Source organism: Sphingomonas sp. LR55 (assembly GCF_036856015.1).
Lineage (GTDB): Bacteria > Pseudomonadota > Alphaproteobacteria > Sphingomonadales > Sphingomonadaceae > Sphingomonas.
The window spans coordinates 2,357,082-2,375,685 of the sequence record NZ_JASPFO010000001.1 but is presented as its reverse complement, the minus strand read 5'-3'; the positions used below and the strand labels follow the sequence as shown (position 1 = coordinate 2,375,685).

Sequence of the window (18,604 nt, the reverse complement as noted above, 5' to 3'; positions counted from 1 at the left end):
CATGTTCTACCGATCGCGGCAATGATCGTGCATCTCAAAGGACGGCTGGACTCGACCGGCATCGACCACGCCGTGATCGACGTCGGCGGCGTCGGCTATCTGGTCGGCGCTTCGGCGCGGACGCTGTCGGCCCTGGGGCCGATCGGCGAGGCGTGCACGGTGTTCACCGAATTGCTGGTCGGCGAGGATTTCCAGCGGCTTGTCGGATTTTCGAGCGCGGACGAGCGCGACTGGTTCCGGTTGCTGACCGGCGTGCAGGGGGTCGGCGCGCGCGTCGCGCTTGCGATCCTGTCGGCGCTGGAGCCGGTCGATCTCTCACGTGCGATCGCCAGTGGCGACAAGGCGATGGTCGCGCGGGCGAACGGCGTAGGGCCCAAGCTCGCGCAGCGGATCGTGATGGAATTGAAGGACAAAGTCGGCGGCATCGCGCTCGGGCTTGGACCGGCGGTGGTCAATGCCGCGCCGGGGGCGTCTGCGGATGCGGTGTCGGCGCTGCTCAACCTCGGCTTTCGGCCGAACGAAGCGAGCGTCGCGGTGGCGGCGGCGGACGAGGATCTGGGGCCGGGTGCTTCGCTCGATGCGCTCGTGCGGCTGGCGTTGCGGAAAGCGTCTAAGTCGTAGTTTCGGACCCGTTCGGTTGGTTCTTAAGCTTGGTCTCACTCCCCCTTCCGTTCGTGCTGAGCGAAGTCGAAGCACCTTCTCTTGGGGCACACCCTTCGACTTCGCTCAGGGCGAACGCAAGGGGGGCTTTGTTTCCCAAAGTCCCAGTCTCAGAGTGCACTCGGCAGGGGTCGTCCGGCAAAATGCGCGTCGAGGTTCGCGATGACCAACGCCGCCATCGCAGCCCTGCCATCGACGGTCGCGCTGCCTTGATGGGGTGACAGGACGACCTGATCCATCGTCTTGAGCGCTTCTGGAACGGCAGGTTCGTCGGCGAACACGTCGAGCCCGGCGCCGGCGATCGTTCCGTCTTCGAGTGCCGCTACCAAAGCAGGTTGGTCGACCAGACTACCGCGAGCGATGTTGATGAGGATGCCGTCCTCGCCGAGCGCCGCGAGAACCTGGGCGTCCACGATATGCGACGTCGCATCGCCACCCGGTGCGGCGATGATCAGCACATCGCACGCCGCCGCGAGCGAGGCGATGTCGGCATGGAACACGCCTGCGAAATCCGGCTTGGCGGAGCGTGCGGTATAATGGAGTTCGGTCGCGAACGGCGCGGCGCGCCTGGCGATCGCCTTGCCGATCCGGCCCAGCCCGAAGATGCCGATCCGTCGCTCGCTGGCGCGTCGAGAAAGATCGATCTGCCACCCGCCGTCGCGCACCGCGCGGTCGTTCGCGACGATCCGCCGCTGCACCGCCAGCATCAGTCCGATCGCGAGGTCTGCGACATCGTCGGTCAGCACGTCCGGCGTCGTCGTCACCGCGATGCCGCGCGCCTTGGCCGCAGCAAGGTCGATCCCGTCGTACCCGACGCCGTGGATCGCGATGATCTCCAGCGCGGGCAGGCGATCGAGCAGCGCCGCATCGACCACGCTGCTCCCACCCCGACGATCGCGCGCGTCGTCGCCGGCGGATCCTCGCGGTGCAGCGTGAAGCGCTCGGCAAGCGTTACCTCCAGCGCGGGCGAGACTCCGCCCAGCAGATACAGGTCGGGATGCGCAGTTTCGTCGGTCATGCCTACCCCATAGCCGCCTTGCCCCCTTCACCGCGAGCGCGCTATCGCGGGTGGGTGACCGATACAGACCGCATCCTGACCGCTGCCAAGCGTCCCGAAGACGTCGACGCCGCGCTGCGCCCCAAGACGCTCGACGAATTCGTCGGGCAGAAGGCCGCACGCGAGAACCTGCGCATCTTCATCCAGGCGGCGAAATCGCGCGGCGATGCGCTCGATCACGTGCTGTTCTTCGGTCCACCGGGGCTGGGCAAGACCACGCTCGCGCAGATCGTCGCGCGCGAGATGGGGGTCGGGTTTCGCGCCACCTCGGGGCCGGTGATCGCCAAGTCGGGCGATCTCGCCGCATTGCTAACCAATCTTGAGGACGGCGACGTGCTGTTCATCGACGAGATCCACCGGTTGCAGCCTGCGGTCGAGGAAGTGCTGTACCCGGCGATGGAGGACCGTGCGCTCGACCTGATGATCGGCGAGGGACCGTCCGCGCGCTCCGTCCGCATTGACCTGCCGCGGTTCACGCTGATCGGCGCGACGACGAGGCAGGGCTTGCTGACGACGCCGTTGAGGGACCGCTTTGGCATCCCGGTGCGGCTGCAATTCTATACGGTCGAGGAACTGGAGCGGGTCGTCACGCGCGCGGCGGGGCTGCTCGGGCTGGGGATCGCCAAGGACGGCGCGATGGAGATCGCGCGGCGTGCGCGGGGGACGCCGCGTATCGCCGGGCGGCTGCTCCGGCGCGTGCGCGATTTCGCCAATGTCGCGGGGCACGAGACGGTCGACGCGCGGGCGGCGGATGCGGCGCTCAACCGGCTGGAGGTCGATCTCGCTCGGGCTCGATGCGATGGATCGGCGCTATCTGATGATGATCGCGGATATTTATCGCGGGGGACCGGTCGGGGTGGAGACGCTGGCGGCGGGGCTGAGCGAGCCGCGTGATACGATCGAGGAGGTGATCGAGCCATATCTGATTCAGTTGGGTCTGATCGCGCGGACCGCGCGCGGTCGGTTCCTGAATGCGGGGGTGGAAGCATCTGGGCCTTAACCCGCCGGCGGGAAGCCAGGACGGGCTGTTCGACGCGTAGGAGTGTCGACGGACCCTTGATCGCTTCCGCCTAAACTCGTCACCCCAGCGAAAGCTGGGGTCTCCCGATTGGATGGCGCCAGGGGGCGGCGAGTCCCACGGGGATATCCCAGCTTTCGCTGGGATGACGGATTGGGGGTAGGGGGTAGGGGCTCTGATACCCGCAGCGCGGCTCCCTTGTAAGAAACCACACCCGGAGGTCGATCGAACTTGGGTGCGACACTGCTTTTGTTGCGTGGCACCCAAGCGCTTCATCTGATAGCCAATCCAAATGCCCCTTTCGGCCGCCGCCTCCGCCCGCGAAATCCTCACCAGCCTTCACGACGTGATGGCCTCGCGCACGTCCGCGCAAGCCAAGCTCAACGCCGTCGTCGGCATCATCGCCACCGCGATCGACAGCGAAGTTTGCTCGATCTACCTGTTGCGCGAAGGTGTGCTCGAACTGTTCGCGACCCGCGGCCTCGACCAGGCGGCGGTCCATGTCACCAAGCTCGCGCTTGGCGAGGGCCTCGTCGGCACGATCGCCGAGGATGTCGAGGTGCTGAACCTCGACGAAGCCGCGAGCCACCCCGATTTCGCCTACAAGCCCGAGACCGGCGAGGACCGCTTCCACAGTTTTGCGGGCGTCCCGATCATCCGCCGCGAGCGCTCCGTGGGGGTCCTGGCCGTCCAGCACACCGATCGTCGCAAATATGCCGACGTCGAGATCGAGGCGTTGCAGACGGTCGCGATGGTGCTCTCCGAACTGATCGCCAACGCCGGCCTCATCGACACCACCGGTGGCGGCGCGGATCGGCCGCAGTCGACCGCGGCGATGCGCATCCCCGGCCAGAAGCTCGTCGACGGCATGGGCGCGGGCTTCGCGGTCTATCACCAGCCGCGTATCCACATCGAGCATACCGTCGCCGAGGACACCGACGCAGAGCGCCACCGCGTCTATGCGGCGTTCGACAAGATGCGCGAAGGCATCGACCGGATGACGCGCGAGGCCGAATTCGGCGTCGGCGGCGAGCATGTCGAGGTGCTCCAGACCTACAAGATGTTCGCCTATGACGAGGGTTGGGCGCGGCGCATCAACGAGGCGATCGACTCCGGCCTGACCGCCGAGGCGGCGATCGAGCGCGTCCAGCAGCGCACCCGCCAGCGCATGCGCCAGATCGACGATCCGCTGCTCGCCGACCGGATGCACGATCTGGAGGATCTGTCGAACCGGCTGCTCCGGATCGTCTCGGGCCAGATGGGCACCGCCGCGCAGATGGGCCTGCGCCAGGACACCATCCTGATCGCACGCAACCTCGGCCCGGCCGAACTGCTCGAATACGATAAGCGGCGCCTGAAGGGCGTGATCCTCGAAGAGGGGTCCCTGACCGCGCACGTCACGATCGTCGCCCGCGCGATGGGCGTGCCCGTGCTCGGCCGCGTCCGCGACATCCGCCGGCTGGTGGCGGAGGGCGACATGCTGCTGCTCGACAGCGCGGAAAGCAACGTCTTCGCGCGGCCCTCCGCGGCGATGGAGGAGGCGTTCGAGGCCCGCCTCGCGATGCGCCAGAAGCGCAAGGCGGCGTTCGCGGCGCTGCGCGACGTGCCGCCGATCACCAAGGACGGCCACCGCTTGACGTTAATGGTCAACGCAGGCCTGCGCGACGACGTGGCGGCGCTCGACGTCACCGGCGCGGACGGAATCGGCCTGTTCCGTACTGAATTCCAGTTCCTCGTCTCCGCGACCTTGCCGCAGCGCGAGCGCCAGCACCGGCTGTACCGCGAGGTGCTCGACGCGGCGGGGGATCGTCCGGTGATCTTCCGCACCGTCGATATCGGTGGCGACAAGGCGCTGCCGTATCTCAACAAGGAGGATGCCGACGAGGAGAACCCGGCGATGGGCTGGCGCGCGCTGCGCCTCGGCCTGGAGCGCGACGGGTTGATGAAGGTGCAGGCCCGCGCGCTGCTGGAAGCGGCGGCGGGGCGTACGCTCAACGTGATGTTTCCGATGGTCAGCGAGCCGTGGGAATTCGACGAGGCGCGTGCGCTGTTCGAGGCGCAGCGTCATTGGCTGGAGGGCAGGGGCGTAAGCTGCCGCTCGCGATCCGCTATGGCGCAATGCTCGAAGTGCCGGCGCTGGCCGAGATGCTCGACGTGCTGCTGCCGCGGATCGAGTTCCTGTCGATCGGTACCAACGATCTGACGCAGTTCCTGTTTGCCGCCGATCGCGCCAATCCCAAGCTCGCCGAGCGCTACGACTGGCTCAGCCCGTCGATTCTCCGCTTTATCGCGCGACTGGTGCCGCCGACGCGGGACGCGAAGGTCGATCTGGCGGTGTGCGGCGAGATGGGGGGCGGCCGCTGGAGGCGATGGCGCTGATCGGGCTCGGGATCGAGCGGCTGTCGATCACCCCCGCCGCGGTCGGTCCGATCAAGGCGATGACGCGCTCGCTCGATCGCGCCGCGCTCACCGCATACATGGCAGGACTGCTGGCTGATCCTCCGCGCGACATGCGCGGCGCGCTGACCAACTGGGCAACCGAAAACGGCGTCGAAATCGTCTGATCGGCGGAAAGCTGCGGTTAAGACGTTCGGTGCGTTGACACGGCTAAGGGCCTCTGAAAGACGGGTGCCATGGCGGGCAACGCTACGCGCCCGCGCTCGGAGATAAGAATGGACGAGGTCGAAACCGGCCAGAACGCAGCACCCGCTCAACCAGAGCGTGCTGGCGACATTCTCCGTAAAGCCCGCGAGGCGCAGGGCCTGACCGTCGCGGATATCGCGACGCGCACGCGCGTGCCGTTGCGTCACCTCGAGGCGATCGAGGCGTCCGATTATTCCACGCTGCCGTCGTCGACCTACGCGGTCGGGTTCAGCCGCGCCTATGCGCGCGCGATGGGCATCGACGAGGTGCATATCGCGAACGTCGTCCGCGGCGAGGTCGCCAAGCTGGGCAGTAAGAAGCCCGAATACGAACCGTACGAAATGACCGATCCGTCGCGCGTCCCCTCGCGCGGGCTGGCGATCGTCGCGCTGGGGCTCGCGATCGCGGTGCTGGTGCTGGTCGGGCTGTGGTACGGCACGGACATGTTCCGCGGCACGAGCACTTCGTCGACCGCGACGCCGGTTGCCGAAGTTGTACCGAACCCCGCAGCCCAAACCGCGCAACCGGTGCCGGCGCCGGCCACGCTCGCGAACGGCCAGGTCACGCTGACCGCTTCCGACGAGGTGTGGATGCGCGTCTACGATGCCGACAACAAGACGCTGTACCTCGGCACGATGAAGCCGGGTGAGAAGTTCGACGTGCCCAAGGATGCTAAGGACCCGATGATCAACATCGGGCGTGCGGACAAGCTGGCGGTGACGCTCAATGGCGCCGCTGCCCCTGCGCTCGGCACCGGTGAACGCGCGATCAAGGACGTGTCCGTGGGTGCGCCGGCGATCGCCGCGCGGATTGCCGGCACGCCCGCGCCTCAGGCCACGCCGACCGCGACCGAAGCGACGCCGACGCGGTCGTCCGAGCGGTCGCGTACCGCCAATCGTCCCCGCACACCGCGTCGTGCACTGAGCGAAACGCAGCGCGCAAACCTGGATGCGGCTGCCAACCCGCCGCCCGCCGCTACGGCAACGCCCAATCCGTAACGGCGGCAGATCGGCGCCAAGGTCTTAAGGCTGGCGACAGGAGGGGTAGTGCAGCTATACCCGGACGATTAACCAATCACCGGGGGTGTGACCCATGCGTAAGTCAATTCTGGTCGGCGTCTGCCTCGCGGCGCTGTTGCCCGCTGCCGTGCAGGCACAAAATGTCGAGGGCCGCGTCGGCAAGCTCGAAAGCGAAATGCGTGCGGTCCAGCGCAAGGTCTTCCCGGGTGGTGCGGGCCAGATGCTTCAGCCCGAAGTCCGCGCGCCGCAGAGCGAACAGGGCCCCGGACCAGGATCGCCCGCGACCAGTGCGCTCGCCGACGTGAACCAGCGCGTCACGTCGCTCGAACAACAGATGACCTCGCTGACGGAGCAGATCGAGCAGAACCAGAACCGCACCCGCCAGTTGCAGGATGCGTTCGACAATTACCGCCGCTCGAACGACGCGCGGCTGAAGACGCTCGAGACCGGCCCCGCGCCGATCGCGGCGGGGGCGGGGGCTGGTGGCCCGATCGAATCCGATGATCAGTCGGGTGGGCAGTCGAGTGGTCCATCACGCCCGACCACGCGTCCCGAAGCCGCGAGCAAGCCCGGCGCGGCGACACCGACGAAGGTGTCGGTCGAGAAGCCCTCGACCGGCGATCCGGCGGAGGACGAATATATGTACGGCTATCGCCTGTGGGCCGCTAAGCAATACCCGCAGGCCGAGGCCCAGCTGAAGAAGGTCGTCGCCGAATACCCCAAGAGCAAGCGCGCCAGTTATGCGCAGAATTTGCTCGGCCGGTCGTATCTGGACGAGGGCAAGCCGAGCCTCGCGTCGATGGCGTTCTACGACAATTACAAGAAGATGCCCGATGGCGAGCGCGCGCCGGACAGCCTGCTGTACCTCGGTCAGGCGTTGACCAAGCTCAACAAGCCGGCGGATGCGTGCAAGGTGTATGACGAGCTGAACGACGTTTACGGCGCCAAGATGGCGTCCGCGATGAAGGGGCAGGTCGCCGCCGGGCGCAGCGCGGCGAAGTGCAAGTAAGCAGGTCCTCGATGAATACCGGTCCCTCTGAAATCCTCCCCTGCAAGGGGAGGTGGCAGTCCGTCGGACTGACGGAGGGGTATCGCGCCATCGAGAGCGGATCACCCCTCCGTCTGGCAAGCGCCAGCCACCTCCCCTTGCAGGGGAGGATCAGCATCCTCGTCACGGCCCCCACCGCATGACCGAAGAAGGACGTCGCTTCGCCGCCGACTTCGCGCGACTGGCAAGCGACATCGTCAACCCGCTGTTCGCCGTCTCCGGCGGCCCCGACAGCATGGCGATGCTTACGCTTGCGCACGAAGCGCTCCCCGGTTTCACCGTAGCCAGCATCGACCACCGCCTCCGCCCCGAAGCGGTGGAAGAATCCGCCATGGTCGCCGCGCATTGCGCCACCCTCGGCATTCCCCACGCCACGCTAGCGCCCACCGAACCGATCACCGGCGCCAGCATCCAGGCACAAGCCCGCACCACGCGCTACGCCCTCCTGACCGACCACGCCCGCGCGATCGGGGCAGGGGCGCTCGTCACTGGCCACCACGCCGACGACCAGGCCGAGACCTTCCTCATGCGCGCCGCTCGCGGCTCCGGTCTCGCCGGGCTCGCCGGGGTCCGCGCGCGCACCGAAGTCCACGGTGTCATCGTCGTCCGCCCGCTGCTCGACTGGCGCCGTGCCGAACTCCGCGCGATCGTGCGGCGTGCGGAAGTGCCGTTCTTCGATGACCCCTCGAACCATGACGATCGTCACGACCGTACCCGCTTCCGCCGGTTGCTCGGCGAGAACGAATGGCTCGGCACGCCCAATCTGGCGCGCGCCGCGGCAGCCCTCGCCGAAACGGACACCGACGTCCGCGCGATGGTCGAATGGATCTGGACCGAGCGCGCCAAGGTCGGCGGCGGCGAAGTGAAGCTCGCGGTTGAGAAACTGCCGCGCGAAATCCTCCGCCGCCTCGCTCGTCGTGCGATTGGCACCGTCCGCGCCGAGGCGGGCATCGTCGCGCCCGAATGGACCGAGGCCGCGAACATCGAGAAGCTGCTCGACTCGCTGACGGCGGGCAAGCGCACCACGCAGGCCGGGATCATCGCCAGCGTCCGCGGCGACGTCTGGCGCTTCCGCGAGGCGCCACCGCGACGGATCACATAGCCGTCCGTTCACACTGATCAACGCAAGTCGCGCGTTGTTCCATTGCCATTAACCTGCGCGCGCTTATCTTGTGCGCTGAAAGGTATCGTGCACCCATGAGCGACAACGACAACCGCGGTCAGAAGCCCCAGGGCCCCGGAAACGGTGGCCCCGAAAACGGCGGCGGCAATCCTTGGATGAAAAGCCTGCTGATCTGGGTCGGCATCCTGCTCGCGCTGGCTCTGTTCGTGACCATGTTCGACGGCCGCACGGCGGCGTCGGGCGGCAATACGATCGCGTATTCGGCATTCCTCGATAAGGTCGACGAGGGCACCGTCAAGGACGTCAACATCTCGCGCGATATCATCTCGGGGACATTGTCCTCGGGTGAGAAGTTCAAGGCGTATCCGATTCAGGATTCGACGCTCGTGCCGAAGCTGCGCGAGAAGGGCGTATCGATCAGCGCGAAGCCCGAAGAGGGCCCGTCGATGCTGGCGCTGCTGCTCTATCAGTCGCTGCCGTTCCTGCTGTTCCTCGGCATCGCGTTCTTCGTGCTGAAGCAGATGCAGAAAAACTCGGGCTCCGGCGCGATGGGCTTCGGTAAGTCGCGCGCGAAGATGCTGACGCAGAAGGAGGGTAAGGTCACCTTCCAGGATGTCGCCGGCATCGACGAGGCTCGCGAGGAGCTTGAGGAGATCGTCGAGTTCCTGAAGGACCCGACCAAGTTCGCACGCCTTGGCGGCAAGATTCCCAAGGGCGCCTTGCTGGTCGGTTCGCCCGGTACCGGCAAGACGTTGCTCGCCCGCGCGATCGCGGGTGAGGCTGGCGTGCCGTTCTTCACGATCTCGGGCTCCGACTTCGTCGAGATGTTCGTCGGCGTCGGCGCGAGCCGCGTCCGCGACATGTTCGAGCAAGCCAAGAAGTCCGCACCGTGCATCGTCTTCATCGACGAGATCGACGCGGTCGGTCGCCATCGTGGTGCCGGTCTCGGCAACGGCAACGACGAGCGCGAGCAGACGCTGAACCAGCTGCTGGTCGAGATGGACGGCTTCGAGGCGAACGAAGGCATCATCATCATCGCCGCAACCAACCGTCCCGATGTGCTCGACCCTGCGCTGTTGCGTCCGGGCCGCTTCGATCGCCAGGTCACCGTGCCGCGTCCGGATATCGAGGGTCGCATCAAGATTCTCGAAGTCCACATGAAGAAGGTGCCGCTCGCCCCCGACGTCGATGCTCGCGTGATCGCACGCGGTACGCCGGGCTTCTCGGGCGCCGATCTCGCCAACCTCGTCAACGAGGCTGCTCTCCACGCCGCGCGCAAGGGCAAGCGTCTGGTGGCGATGGCCGAGTTCGAGGAGGCCAAGGACAAGGTCATGATGGGCGCAGAGCGGCGCAGCATGGTCATGACCGACGACGAGAAGCGGATGACCGCGTATCACGAGGCCGGTCATGCCGTCGTAGCGATGCACGAGGCTGCGTCGGATCCGATCCACAAGGCGACGATCATTCCGCGCGGTCGTGCGCTGGGCATGGTCATGCGTCTGCCCGAGCGCGACTCGTACAGCTATCACCGCGACAAGATGTACGCGAACCTCGCGGTCTCTATGGGTGGTCGCGTAGCTGAGGAAGTCATCTTCGGCTACGACAAGGTTTCGAGCGGAGCCTCGGGCGACATCCAGTACGCCACGGGTCTGGCACGCGACATGGTCACGCGCTGGGGCATGTCGGACAAGGTCGGCCCGCTCGAATATGGCGAGCCCGAGGGTGAGTCGTTCCTTGGATATTCGTCGAGCCGTCCGTCGCGCATGTCGAACCAGACCGCGCAGTTGATCGACGACGAGATCAAGCGGATCGTCGAAGGTGGTCTCGACCGCGCCAAGCAGGTGCTGAGCGATCATGTCGACCAGCTCCACACCGTGGCCGGTGCGTTGCTCGAATTCGAGACGCTGACTGGCGACGAGATCAAGAAGCTGATCGCCGGCGAGGATCTCGATCGTCCGGATCCGGGTGCCAAGGCGTCGACCGTCCCGCGTGCGGGTACGTCGATCCCGAAGACGCGGCGTCCGTCTGGTCCGTTCGGTACGCCAACCCCTTTGGGGGCGTGATCCGGTTCACCGGGCAGTCACCTAAGTAGCTCTATGGGCGGTCTTTTCTCGGAAAGGCCGCCCATGTCGTATTCGCGTTCCAAGGCTGTAGTCGCAGCGCTGCTGACGGTCGGCGTGGCGATGCCGGCGAGCGCGGCGATGACCGTCGGCACCTTCCTGGCGCGTGCCAACGCGCTCCGCGACCAGGGTCCGATGGCTCTGATGTCCCCCGACCTCCCTGCGCTGAAGGCCGAAGCCAAGGCCGCGACCAATCAACTCAAAGCAGACCGCGCCGCCCGCGCCGCGGCCGGCAAGCCGCCGATCGCCTGCGTTCCAGAGGGCGAATCCGTCGGCATCATGGACATGCTCGACGGCTTGAACGAACTCCCCGCTAGCTACCAGAAACGTCCCCTGAAAGATGGCTACGCGCGCGTCCTGGCGAACCTGTACCCCTGCCGCTGAGGCTCCTGCGGCCTGCTAGCTACCCACATACAGTCGTCACCCCAGCGACAGCTGGGGTCTCCAGGTTGGAGAGTGCGCGGCCGACACAATGATATCCCAGCTTTCACTGGGATGACGGAAGGGGCGGGGATGCTGAGATGCAAACGTTATGGCCTCCCTAATCCGTCAGCCCATGCAGCAACAGCAGCACGATAAACGCCAGCAACGTCGTGAACGCGAACGTCAGCAGCGCCACAGTCCGCCACGCCGCCGACCGCTTCCGTAACTCATACGCACCGCGAAGCTGCGCGAACATATGCACTGGAGGCACGCATATCGCCGCCATCACGATCCAGCCCTCGGCCACCCCGATCACCCCCGCGACGATCAGCACGATCGTCAACAGCATCATGAACGCCAGCGAATAGGTCACGAAGATCGCGTGATCGTACAGGTGATGCTGCCGCCGCCACAGGAACAGGAGCGCCATGAACGGCACGGAGAGCGGAATGAGCCCCCAACTGTATTTGTAGGCGCTGGTCTGCAATTTGTAGAGCATCAGCCCTGGATTGCCGTTCGCCTTCGCAATGCCGTGATCGAGCCGTTCCCAACCGGTCTGGAAGTCGCCGAGATCGACGACCGTGCCGTAGGCGACACCGTTCTGCATATCCGCCGCCACGCCAAGCGCGCGAACGGTGGTACGAAGCGCGCTTGCCTGCTGGTCGAGGGCGGCGATCGAGGCTCCCGAATAGGTCGCACCCGCCTTCACTGCTGCCGCCTTTTGCGCCTCGATCCTGTCGAGCGCGACGCGAGCCTTCGCCGCCTCGTGCGCATAATCAGACGTCTTCCCGGAGTGTTTGTCCTGGAGGAAGTCCTTCGTCATCTCGCCGCCGACCGCGCCGATCGTCGCGAACATCAGGAAGACGGTGAACAGAAACAACGCGAGCGGCGACACGAACCGCGCCCGCTCGCCATTGACGTAGCGGCGGGTGAGCATCCCCGGATGCAGGATCAACAGCGGCAAGGTCCGCCAGATCTTGCCTTCGAAGTGGAATACGCCGTGCGCGATTTCATGCCCGATCCCGTCGAGCGAGCGGTGGACGTGTGCCGATTGGCCGCAGGCGTGGCAATGCTCGCCCAGCAATCGTGTCCCGCAATTGAGACAGAGCGCGCCCTCCGGACCGTTGCCGGTATGCGCACCATGGGCGTCCCCCGCCTTCGGTTCGAGCGCGCGCCCGACTAGGGCACCCGTGGCGATGTCCGCCGCTGCTCCGATATCTCCGGTCATGAATCCCCCTGTAATATCGGTAGCGTAACGAGTTCGCGGCGTTGGCGCGAGGGGCTTCGCATGCTACCGCGCGGACCATGGCCGATGCAGAAAATCCGACCGAAATGATCGCCGAAATGGGGCGCCGCGCGCGGTCTGCCGCGCTGGTGCTGGCGTCGATGCCGTCAGCGCGGAAGGCTGCGGCGCTGGCGTTGGCGGCGGAGTCTATCCGGGCAGCATCGGCGACGATCGTTGCGGCGAACGCGGAGGACATGACGCGTGCGGCGGACGCTGGTCTGTCCGGCGCACTGCTGGATCGGCTGCGGCTGGACGAGGCGCGCGTGGCGGCGATGGCGGACGGCGTGGCGGCGGTGGCGGCGCTCGCGGATCCCGTCGGGCAGTTGATCGACTCCAGCGACCGTCCCAACGGCCTGAAGCTCTCACGCGTCCGCGTACCGATCGGCGTCATCGGCATCATCTACGAGAGCCGCCCGAACGTCACCGCGGACGCTGCGGCGCTATGTGTAATGGCCGGCAACGCAGCGATCCTGCGCGGCGGGTCCGAGGCGGTGAAGAGCAACCGCGCGATCCATGCGGCTCTGGTCGAGGGCCTAAAAGCGGGAGGCATACCAGTCGAGGCGGTGCAACTCGTGCCGACCACCGATCGCGCGGCTGTCGGCGCAATGCTCAGGGCTGACGGGGTGATTGACCTTATCATCCCTCGCGGCGGCAAGAGCCTCGTCGCACGCGTCCAGGCCGAAGCACGCGTGCCCGTCCTCGCGCATCTCGACGGCATCAACCACGTCTACGTTCACGCCTCGGCGGACCCCGCGATGGCGGCGGCGGTGGTGGCCGATGCCAAGATGCGCCGGACCGGCGTCTGCGGTTCGATGGAAACGCTGCTGATCGACCGGGCCTACGCGGACGCACCCGCGTTGATCCAAAGTCTCGCAGCAGCGGGCTGCGAAGTCCGCGGCGACGGAAGTGCATGCGCGCTCGTTCCCGAGATCGCCGCCGCCGACGCGGCCGACTGGGACACCGAATATCTCGACGCGATCGCCTCGGTCGCGATCGTCGACGGCCTCGACGCAGCGATCGCGCATATCGCCCGACACGGCTCGCACCACACCGACGCGATCGTCGCCGAAGACGCCGCCGTCGCCGAACGCTTCCTTGCCGCGGTAGACAGCGCGATCGTGCTCTGGAACGCCTCGACCCAGTTCGCAGACGGCGGCGAGTTCGGCCTCGGCGCGGAGATCGGCATCGCCACCGGCCGCCTCCACGCCCGCGGCCCGGTCGCGCTCGAAGGCCTCACCACCTACAAATGGATCGGCCGCGGCACCGGCCAGGTGCGCGGTTGATCGTGATGCTCAAGGGGCATACCCTCCCGGCATGAAGACGTCCGAACCTCTGACCATCGACCTGGATGCGGAGACACTTGCATCGTTGCAGGCCGCCTCGGTTTGGCGTGGGATGTCGGTGACCGACTATGTGAAGTCGGCCGTAGAGACTGCAACGCGGAAGGACGGCGAACTCGCGGCCCTCGTCCAGGAGGGCCTCGACGATATCGATGCCGGACGCGTCTACACGCAGGAACAGGTCGAAGCCTGGTTCGAGGCGCGGCACCGCGACATAGCGGCCGAGTGACGCGTAGTATCTGGCCTGCCTCGGCACTTGCGGACCTGGGTGATATCGACCGCTATTTTCAGGACCGTTCACCGGACTTCGCGCGCAGGGTCGGCGCAAGCGCTATCGACGCTGCCCGGCTGTTGGCCGACAGTCCTTATCTTGGGCCGGCGTTCGCAGGCGAAGTCCTGAAATGGTCCATTCGTGGCACGGAATACTTCATCCTCTATCGTCCCATGCCGGACGGCGTCGATATCGTTCGCGTGATGCATTCGCGCCGCGACACGCCACACGAATCATGACCCACGTCGGCATCCTTGGCGGGTCGTTCAATCCCGCGCACCGCGGCCACCGCGGAATCACGCTGGGCGCGATCGACGCGCTCGCGCTCGACGAGGCGTGGTGGCTGGTATCGCCCGGCAACCCACTCAAGGACGCGGCCAACGACATGGCACCGCTCCCCGCACGTCTCGCCTCCGCGCGCGATGGCCCGCCGTGCGCCGATCCGTGCGACCGATATCGAGGCGCGGCTCCACACCCGCTACACGCTCGACACGATCCGCAAGCTTAAGCGGCGCTACCCGAAAATCCGCTTCATCTGGCTGATGGGCGCGGACAATCTTGCCGACTTCCACCGCTGGAAGAACTGGCGCCAGATCGCCCGCGAGGTTCCGATTGCGGTAATCGCGCGTCCGGGATATGACGGGCGCGCCCTCGCGGCCCCCGCGATGGGTTGGCTGCGGCGCTTCCAACGGCGCACAGACCATGCGAAGAGCTGGACGACGTGGAGATTGCCGGCCGTCGTGCTGTTGCGCTTCCGACCCGACCCGACCTCCGCAACCGGCCTGCGTGCCAAAAATCCCGACTGGGTTCAGCATGTTGCTGGTCCGGTAGTCTTACCCAGGAGCTGACTTGGCCACTTCCCCTACTGCCCCTCGCGCGACCGACCCCGAAGAGGTTGAGGCGCTGCATCGCCTGATCCTCGCGTCGCTCGACGACGACCAGGCGGTCGAGACCATCTCGATCCCGCTCGCGGGCAAGACCAGCATCGCCGATTACATGGTGATCGCCAGCGGTCGTTCGACCCGCCAGGTCGCCTCGATGGCGCAGAAGCTGGCCGAGCGGATCAAGGCCGAGTTCAAGCGTCCGGTGAAGATCGAAGGCCTGCCGACCGCCGACTGGGTGCTGATCGACGCGACCGACGTCATCGTCCACCTGTTCCGCCCCGAAGTCCGCAGCTTCTACAATCTGGAGCGGATGTGGGCGTTCGGCGACGCACCGACGCCGCCGCCCGTGCCGACCTTCACCGACGAAGACTAACCGACCCAGAGGCGGCCCCAGGTCCGATCATGCTGCTCCACATCGTCGCCCGTGGTCGGATCGGGCGCTCGCCCGAGGCCGACCTCGTCGACCGCTATCTGAAGCGGATCGTCTGGCCGACCAAGGTCAGCGAGCTCCCCGACACCGGCGGCAAGATCCCGCTTGTCGGCGAGCAGACCAAGCGCATCCTGCTCGACGAGAAGGGCGAGACGCTGTCGTCGACGCAGTTCGCGCAGAAGCTCGAACGCTGGCGCGACGACGGCGTGCGGGAGGCGCGGTTTATGATCGGGGCCGCCGACGGCTTCGATGATGCGGCGCGCGACGAGGCCGACCTGCTCTTCTCGTTCGGCCGCGCGACCTGGCCGCATCTGCTCGCGCGCGCGATGCTCGCCGAGCAACTCTTCCGCGCGACCAGCATCCTTGCCAATCACCCGTATCACCGCGAAGGGTGATGCATGAGGGCAGGGGCGTCTTGGCGATCGCGGCGCTGTTCGCGGCGGCGGGCGTAACCGCACAGACTGACGCGCCCGAGCTGGCGACCGAGCAGCAACGCCTGGTCGCGGCAAAACGCGATGCCGTAATTGCCACCGCCCGCGCCGCCAAGCTCGCCGCTGCCGCGACGGAAGAACGCAACGCCGCCGACAAGGCGCGGCGCGAGGAGCAGGCACTTGCCGCGCGCGTGACGGCCGCCGAGGCGAATCTCGCTACCTCCAGCGCGCGCGTCACGTTGGTCGAGCGCTTGCTAACCGATCAGCGCGCCAAACTCGGCCGCGCGCAAGCTCCCGTCGCGCGATTGCTCGCCGGGCTGGAGTCGCTCGCCCGCCGCCCGACGATCGTCGCGGTCGCGCAGCCGGGGTCGGTCGACGACCTCGTCCATGTCCGCGCGGTACTCGGCAGCGCGTTGCCCGTCGTCCGTCAGCGCACCGAAGCCGTCCGCACCGAACTCGCGGAGACGCGCCGTTTGCAGGCCAGCGCAACGCTCGCGGCCAAGGCGCTCTCCGATGGCCGCGCGCGCTTGGAAAGCGACCGCCAAGCACTGGCCAACTTGGAAGCTCGGCACCGTCAGCGCAGTCAATCGCTCGGCCGCGGAGCGCTCAGCGAGTCCGACCGCGCGCTGGCGCTCGGCGAACGCGCGCGCGATCTCGTCGACGGCATGGCGGCCACGACCAACGCGAAGGCGACCGCGGCGACCCTGATCGCGCTCGCCGGCCCGATCCCCCGACCGATCGCACCGGGCGCGAAGCCACCTGGCCCCCGATCGGTGTGTACCGCACCCCGGTAGTGGGTCGGCTCGTCACCGGCTTCGACGAAATCTCTGACTCGGGCGTCCGGTCGCGCGGGCTGACCTTTGCCACCGCCCCCGCGCGCGTCGTCGCCCCCGCCGCAGGGACGATCCGCTACGCTCGCCGCTTCCGCGACTACGGTGTCATCGTCATCATCGACCATGCCGATGGCTGGACCAGCCTCGTCACCGGGCTCGCTGCAACCTCCGCAAAGCCCGGCGACCGCGTGACGATGGGCGCCCCACTCGGCACCGCCCCGCGCGAAGACTCGCGCATCACCGTCGAACTCCGCCGCCAAGGTCGCCCCGTCGACGTCGCTTCGTTGATAGGATCGCGCTGACCGACGAACCCAATGGGCGGCCGCGCTTCAATCCTCCCCCGCCAGGGGGAGGTGGCTGGCACTTGCCAGACGGAGGGGGAGGCAAGAGCAACGCCTGTTCCGTGTCCTCCCCCTCCGTCACCTTCGGCGACACCTCCCCCTTGCGGGGGAGGATCTTCCAATACGCGATCGTTAACGACCAAGCCCCTCCAGTCAGCCCTCATTAACCCCAACCCGCCTTCACTCCGCGCGCGTTGCCGCCAGCGTTGCGCTACGCTACGCCGTCACGACCGTACGACACGTCTTTTCTCAGGTTGCAGGACCATCGATGCCTCGTCCTATACTGCGTACCCCGATCCTTACCGCGACGGCGATCGTCGGCGCGCTGACGCTGATCCCGCTCGCCACCTCGGCGATGGCGGCGGTCGATACCGACACGTACCGCGAGTTCGACCAGTTCCTCGACGTCTTCAACCGCGTGAAGGCGGAATATGTCGACAAGGTCGATGACAAGACGCTGATCAAGGGCGCGATCCAAGGCATGCTCGCCAGCCTCGATCCGCACTCCAGCTATGTCGACGCGCTTGACTACGAAAACCTCCGGATCATGACCGAGGGCAATTACGGCGGTCTCGGCCTGACGGTGCAGATGGAAGACGGCGCGATCAAGGTCGTCTCCCCGCAGGAAGACTCCCCGCCGCCCGCGCGGGCGTCAAGTCCGGCGACTACATCACGCATATCGATGGCAAGCTGATTTACGGCGATCTCGCTCGACGAGGCGGTCGGCAAGATGCGCGGCAAGCCCGGCAGCAAGATCACCTTGGGCCTCGTCCGCCCCGGTCGCGACAAGCCGCTCGACGTGACGATGATGCGCGAGATCATCGTCCAGAAGCCGGTGAAATGGGAAGTCCGCGGCGACGTCGGCTATATCAACATCAACACCTTCAGCGAGAACACCGGCGCCGACACGCGCGCGGCGATCATGGCGATCGACAAGTCGCTTGGCCACCGCCCGCTCGGATACGTGGTCGACCTCCGCGAAAACGGCGGCGGTCTCCTGACCCAGGCGATCGAAGTCAGCGACGCGTTCCTCGATCACGGCGAAATCGTCTCGCAACGCGGCCGCGAGAAGACCGATATCGAGCGCTATTACGCCAAGTCCGGCGACGACGCGCACGGCCTCCCGGTCGTCGTCCTCACCGATCCCGGCACCGCGTCCGCCTCCGAGATCGTCGCCGGCGCGCTCCAGGATCACCACCGCGCGCTGATCATGGGCGAGCGCAGTTTCGGCAAGGGCTCGGTCCAGACCGTGCTCCAACTCGGCCCCGAGACCGCGCTGCGCCTGACCACCGCGCGCTACTTCACGCCGTCCGGCCGATCGGTGCAGGAGGGCGGGATCGAGCCCGATATCAAGGTGCCGCAGCTCACCGATCCCGACTACAAGTCGCGCCCTGTGTTCCGCGAGGCCGACCTGCGCAAGCATCTGATCAACGAGGTGAAGGCCGACAACGCGGTGCTCGAGGAGGATACCAAGACTGACCCCCGTTTCTCGCAGACGCCCGAGCAGTTGAAGAAGCAGGGCATCGACGACTTCCAGCTCTATTACGCGCTGAAGACCGTCGCGCGTCTCGGCGGGGCGACGCAGGTCGCCGCCGCCACCAAGCCGCGCCCGATCAAGCCTGATCCGACCGCCGCCGCCGATGCTGCCAAGGTGCCCAACAAGTGAGCGTGCGTCGCG

At 66.8% G+C, this 18,604-nt stretch carries 14 protein-coding genes and 5 pseudogenes; 17 read left to right on the top strand and 2 right to left on the bottom strand.

Annotated features, from left to right (window positions below; translation table 11 throughout):
• Positions 1-21: 21 nt before the first annotated feature.
• Complete coding sequence (gene ruvA / locus QP181_RS11335) at positions 22-621, top strand: Holliday junction branch migration protein RuvA (RefSeq protein ID WP_333923239.1); 600 nt, start codon at positions 22-24, stop codon at positions 619-621.
• Between the two features lie 149 nt (positions 622-770).
• Here ruvA and QP181_RS11330 read toward each other — a convergent pair.
• A pseudogene (locus QP181_RS11330) lies at positions 771-1,678 on the bottom strand (2-hydroxyacid dehydrogenase).
• Positions 1,679-1,732: 54 nt separating this feature from the next.
• On the opposite strand from QP181_RS11330, the pseudogene ruvB reads away from it, so the two are divergent.
• From ruvB to QP181_RS11290, 7 genes and pseudogenes are all read left to right on the top strand, one after another.
• A pseudogene (ruvB, locus tag QP181_RS11320) lies at positions 1,733-2,757 on the top strand (Holliday junction branch migration DNA helicase RuvB).
• A 270-nt stretch (positions 2,758-3,027) separates the two neighbouring features.
• Positions 3,028-5,299, top strand: a pseudogene (gene ptsP / locus QP181_RS11315) (phosphoenolpyruvate--protein phosphotransferase).
• Between the two features lie 108 nt (positions 5,300-5,407).
• Positions 5,408-6,376: a helix-turn-helix domain-containing protein gene (locus tag QP181_RS11310; protein ID WP_333928569.1), complete on the top strand. Its 969-nt coding sequence runs from the start codon at positions 5,408-5,410 to the stop codon at positions 6,374-6,376.
• 94 nt (positions 6,377-6,470) lie between these two features.
• Positions 6,471-7,406, top strand: a complete 936-nt coding sequence (locus tag QP181_RS11305; RefSeq protein WP_333928568.1) for a tetratricopeptide repeat protein — start codon at positions 6,471-6,473, stop codon at positions 7,404-7,406.
• Positions 7,407-7,584: 178 nt separating this feature from the next.
• Complete coding sequence (tilS, locus tag QP181_RS11300; RefSeq protein ID WP_333928567.1) at positions 7,585-8,547, top strand: tRNA lysidine(34) synthetase TilS; 963 nt, start codon at positions 7,585-7,587, stop codon at positions 8,545-8,547.
• A gap of 95 nt (positions 8,548-8,642) precedes the next feature.
• Positions 8,643-10,631 (top strand): ATP-dependent zinc metalloprotease FtsH, encoded by a 1,989-nt coding sequence (gene ftsH / locus QP181_RS11295; protein WP_333928566.1) that lies wholly within the window; start codon positions 8,643-8,645, stop codon positions 10,629-10,631.
• A gap of 63 nt (positions 10,632-10,694) precedes the next feature.
• Positions 10,695-11,072: a hypothetical protein gene (locus QP181_RS11290; RefSeq protein ID WP_277984408.1), complete on the top strand. Its 378-nt coding sequence runs from the start codon at positions 10,695-10,697 to the stop codon at positions 11,070-11,072.
• Positions 11,073-11,229: 157 nt separating this feature from the next.
• On the opposite strand, the gene QP181_RS11285 is transcribed toward QP181_RS11290, so the two are convergent.
• A complete protein-coding gene (locus tag QP181_RS11285; RefSeq protein ID WP_333928565.1) occupies positions 11,230-12,339 on the bottom strand; it encodes a DUF3667 domain-containing protein in 1,110 nt (369 codons plus the stop codon).
• 77 nt (positions 12,340-12,416) lie between these two features.
• Between QP181_RS11285 and QP181_RS11280 the strand changes: the two genes are divergently transcribed.
• The 9 genes and pseudogenes from QP181_RS11280 (at position 12,417) to QP181_RS11240 (ending at position 18,592) form a co-directional block, all read left to right on the top strand.
• Entirely contained in the window at positions 12,417-13,679 is a 1,263-nt protein-coding gene (locus QP181_RS11280; RefSeq protein ID WP_333928564.1) for a glutamate-5-semialdehyde dehydrogenase, read from the top strand.
• A 31-nt stretch (positions 13,680-13,710) separates the two neighbouring features.
• The gene (locus tag QP181_RS11275; RefSeq protein ID WP_333928563.1) at positions 13,711-13,965 is read left to right on the top strand and encodes a hypothetical protein; all 255 of its coding nucleotides are present in this window, start codon (positions 13,711-13,713) and stop codon (positions 13,963-13,965) included.
• Positions 13,962-14,246, top strand: a complete 285-nt coding sequence (locus QP181_RS11270; RefSeq protein ID WP_333928562.1) for a type II toxin-antitoxin system RelE/ParE family toxin — start codon at positions 13,962-13,964, stop codon at positions 14,244-14,246. The genes QP181_RS11275 and QP181_RS11270 overlap by 4 nt, the downstream gene beginning before the upstream one ends.
• A pseudogene (locus tag QP181_RS11265) lies at positions 14,243-14,855 on the top strand (nicotinate-nucleotide adenylyltransferase). The gene QP181_RS11270 and the pseudogene QP181_RS11265 overlap by 4 nt, the downstream one beginning before the upstream one ends.
• Before the next feature lies 1 nt (position 14,856).
• Positions 14,857-15,264: a ribosome silencing factor gene (gene rsfS, locus QP181_RS11260; protein WP_131583613.1), complete on the top strand. Its 408-nt coding sequence runs from the start codon at positions 14,857-14,859 to the stop codon at positions 15,262-15,264.
• A 29-nt stretch (positions 15,265-15,293) separates the two neighbouring features.
• Positions 15,294-15,716 carry a 23S rRNA (pseudouridine(1915)-N(3))-methyltransferase RlmH gene (locus tag QP181_RS11255; protein WP_060526522.1) on the top strand — a complete coding sequence of 141 codons (423 nt, stop codon included), beginning with the start codon at positions 15,294-15,296 and terminating at the stop codon, positions 15,714-15,716.
• Positions 15,716-16,546: a hypothetical protein gene (locus tag QP181_RS11250; RefSeq protein ID WP_333928561.1), complete on the top strand. Its 831-nt coding sequence runs from the start codon at positions 15,716-15,718 to the stop codon at positions 16,544-16,546. The genes QP181_RS11255 and QP181_RS11250 overlap by 1 nt, the downstream gene beginning before the upstream one ends.
• Positions 16,546-16,887 (top strand): murein hydrolase activator EnvC family protein, encoded by a 342-nt coding sequence (locus tag QP181_RS11245; RefSeq protein ID WP_333928560.1) that lies wholly within the window; start codon positions 16,546-16,548, stop codon positions 16,885-16,887. The genes QP181_RS11250 and QP181_RS11245 overlap by 1 nt, the downstream gene beginning before the upstream one ends.
• Before the next feature lie 307 nt (positions 16,888-17,194).
• Positions 17,195-18,592, top strand: a pseudogene (locus tag QP181_RS11240) (S41 family peptidase).
• Positions 18,593-18,604: the final 12 nt, after the last annotated feature.

Excerpts from the sequence above, each read along its gene's own strand:
- ruvA (WP_333923239.1), top strand. The coding sequence starts at position 22 with ATGATCGTGCATCTCAAAGGACGGCTGGACTCGACCGGCATCGACCAC.
- QP181_RS11310 (WP_333928569.1), top strand. The coding sequence starts at position 5,408 with ATGGACGAGGTCGAAACCGGCCAGAACGCAGCACCCGCTCAACCAGAG.
- QP181_RS11305 (WP_333928568.1), top strand. The coding sequence starts at position 6,471 with ATGCGTAAGTCAATTCTGGTCGGCGTCTGCCTCGCGGCGCTGTTGCCC.
- tilS (WP_333928567.1), top strand. The coding sequence starts at position 7,585 with ATGACCGAAGAAGGACGTCGCTTCGCCGCCGACTTCGCGCGACTGGCA.
- ftsH (WP_333928566.1), top strand. The coding sequence starts at position 8,643 with ATGAGCGACAACGACAACCGCGGTCAGAAGCCCCAGGGCCCCGGAAAC.
- QP181_RS11290 (WP_277984408.1), top strand. The coding sequence starts at position 10,695 with ATGTCGTATTCGCGTTCCAAGGCTGTAGTCGCAGCGCTGCTGACGGTC.
- QP181_RS11285 (WP_333928565.1), bottom strand. The coding sequence starts at position 12,339 with ATGACCGGAGATATCGGAGCAGCGGCGGACATCGCCACGGGTGCCCTA.
- QP181_RS11280 (WP_333928564.1), top strand. The coding sequence starts at position 12,417 with ATGGCCGATGCAGAAAATCCGACCGAAATGATCGCCGAAATGGGGCGC.
- QP181_RS11275 (WP_333928563.1), top strand. The coding sequence starts at position 13,711 with ATGAAGACGTCCGAACCTCTGACCATCGACCTGGATGCGGAGACACTT.
- QP181_RS11255 (WP_060526522.1), top strand. The coding sequence starts at position 15,294 with ATGCTGCTCCACATCGTCGCCCGTGGTCGGATCGGGCGCTCGCCCGAG.
- QP181_RS11250 (WP_333928561.1), top strand. The coding sequence starts at position 15,716 with ATGCATGAGGGCAGGGGCGTCTTGGCGATCGCGGCGCTGTTCGCGGCG.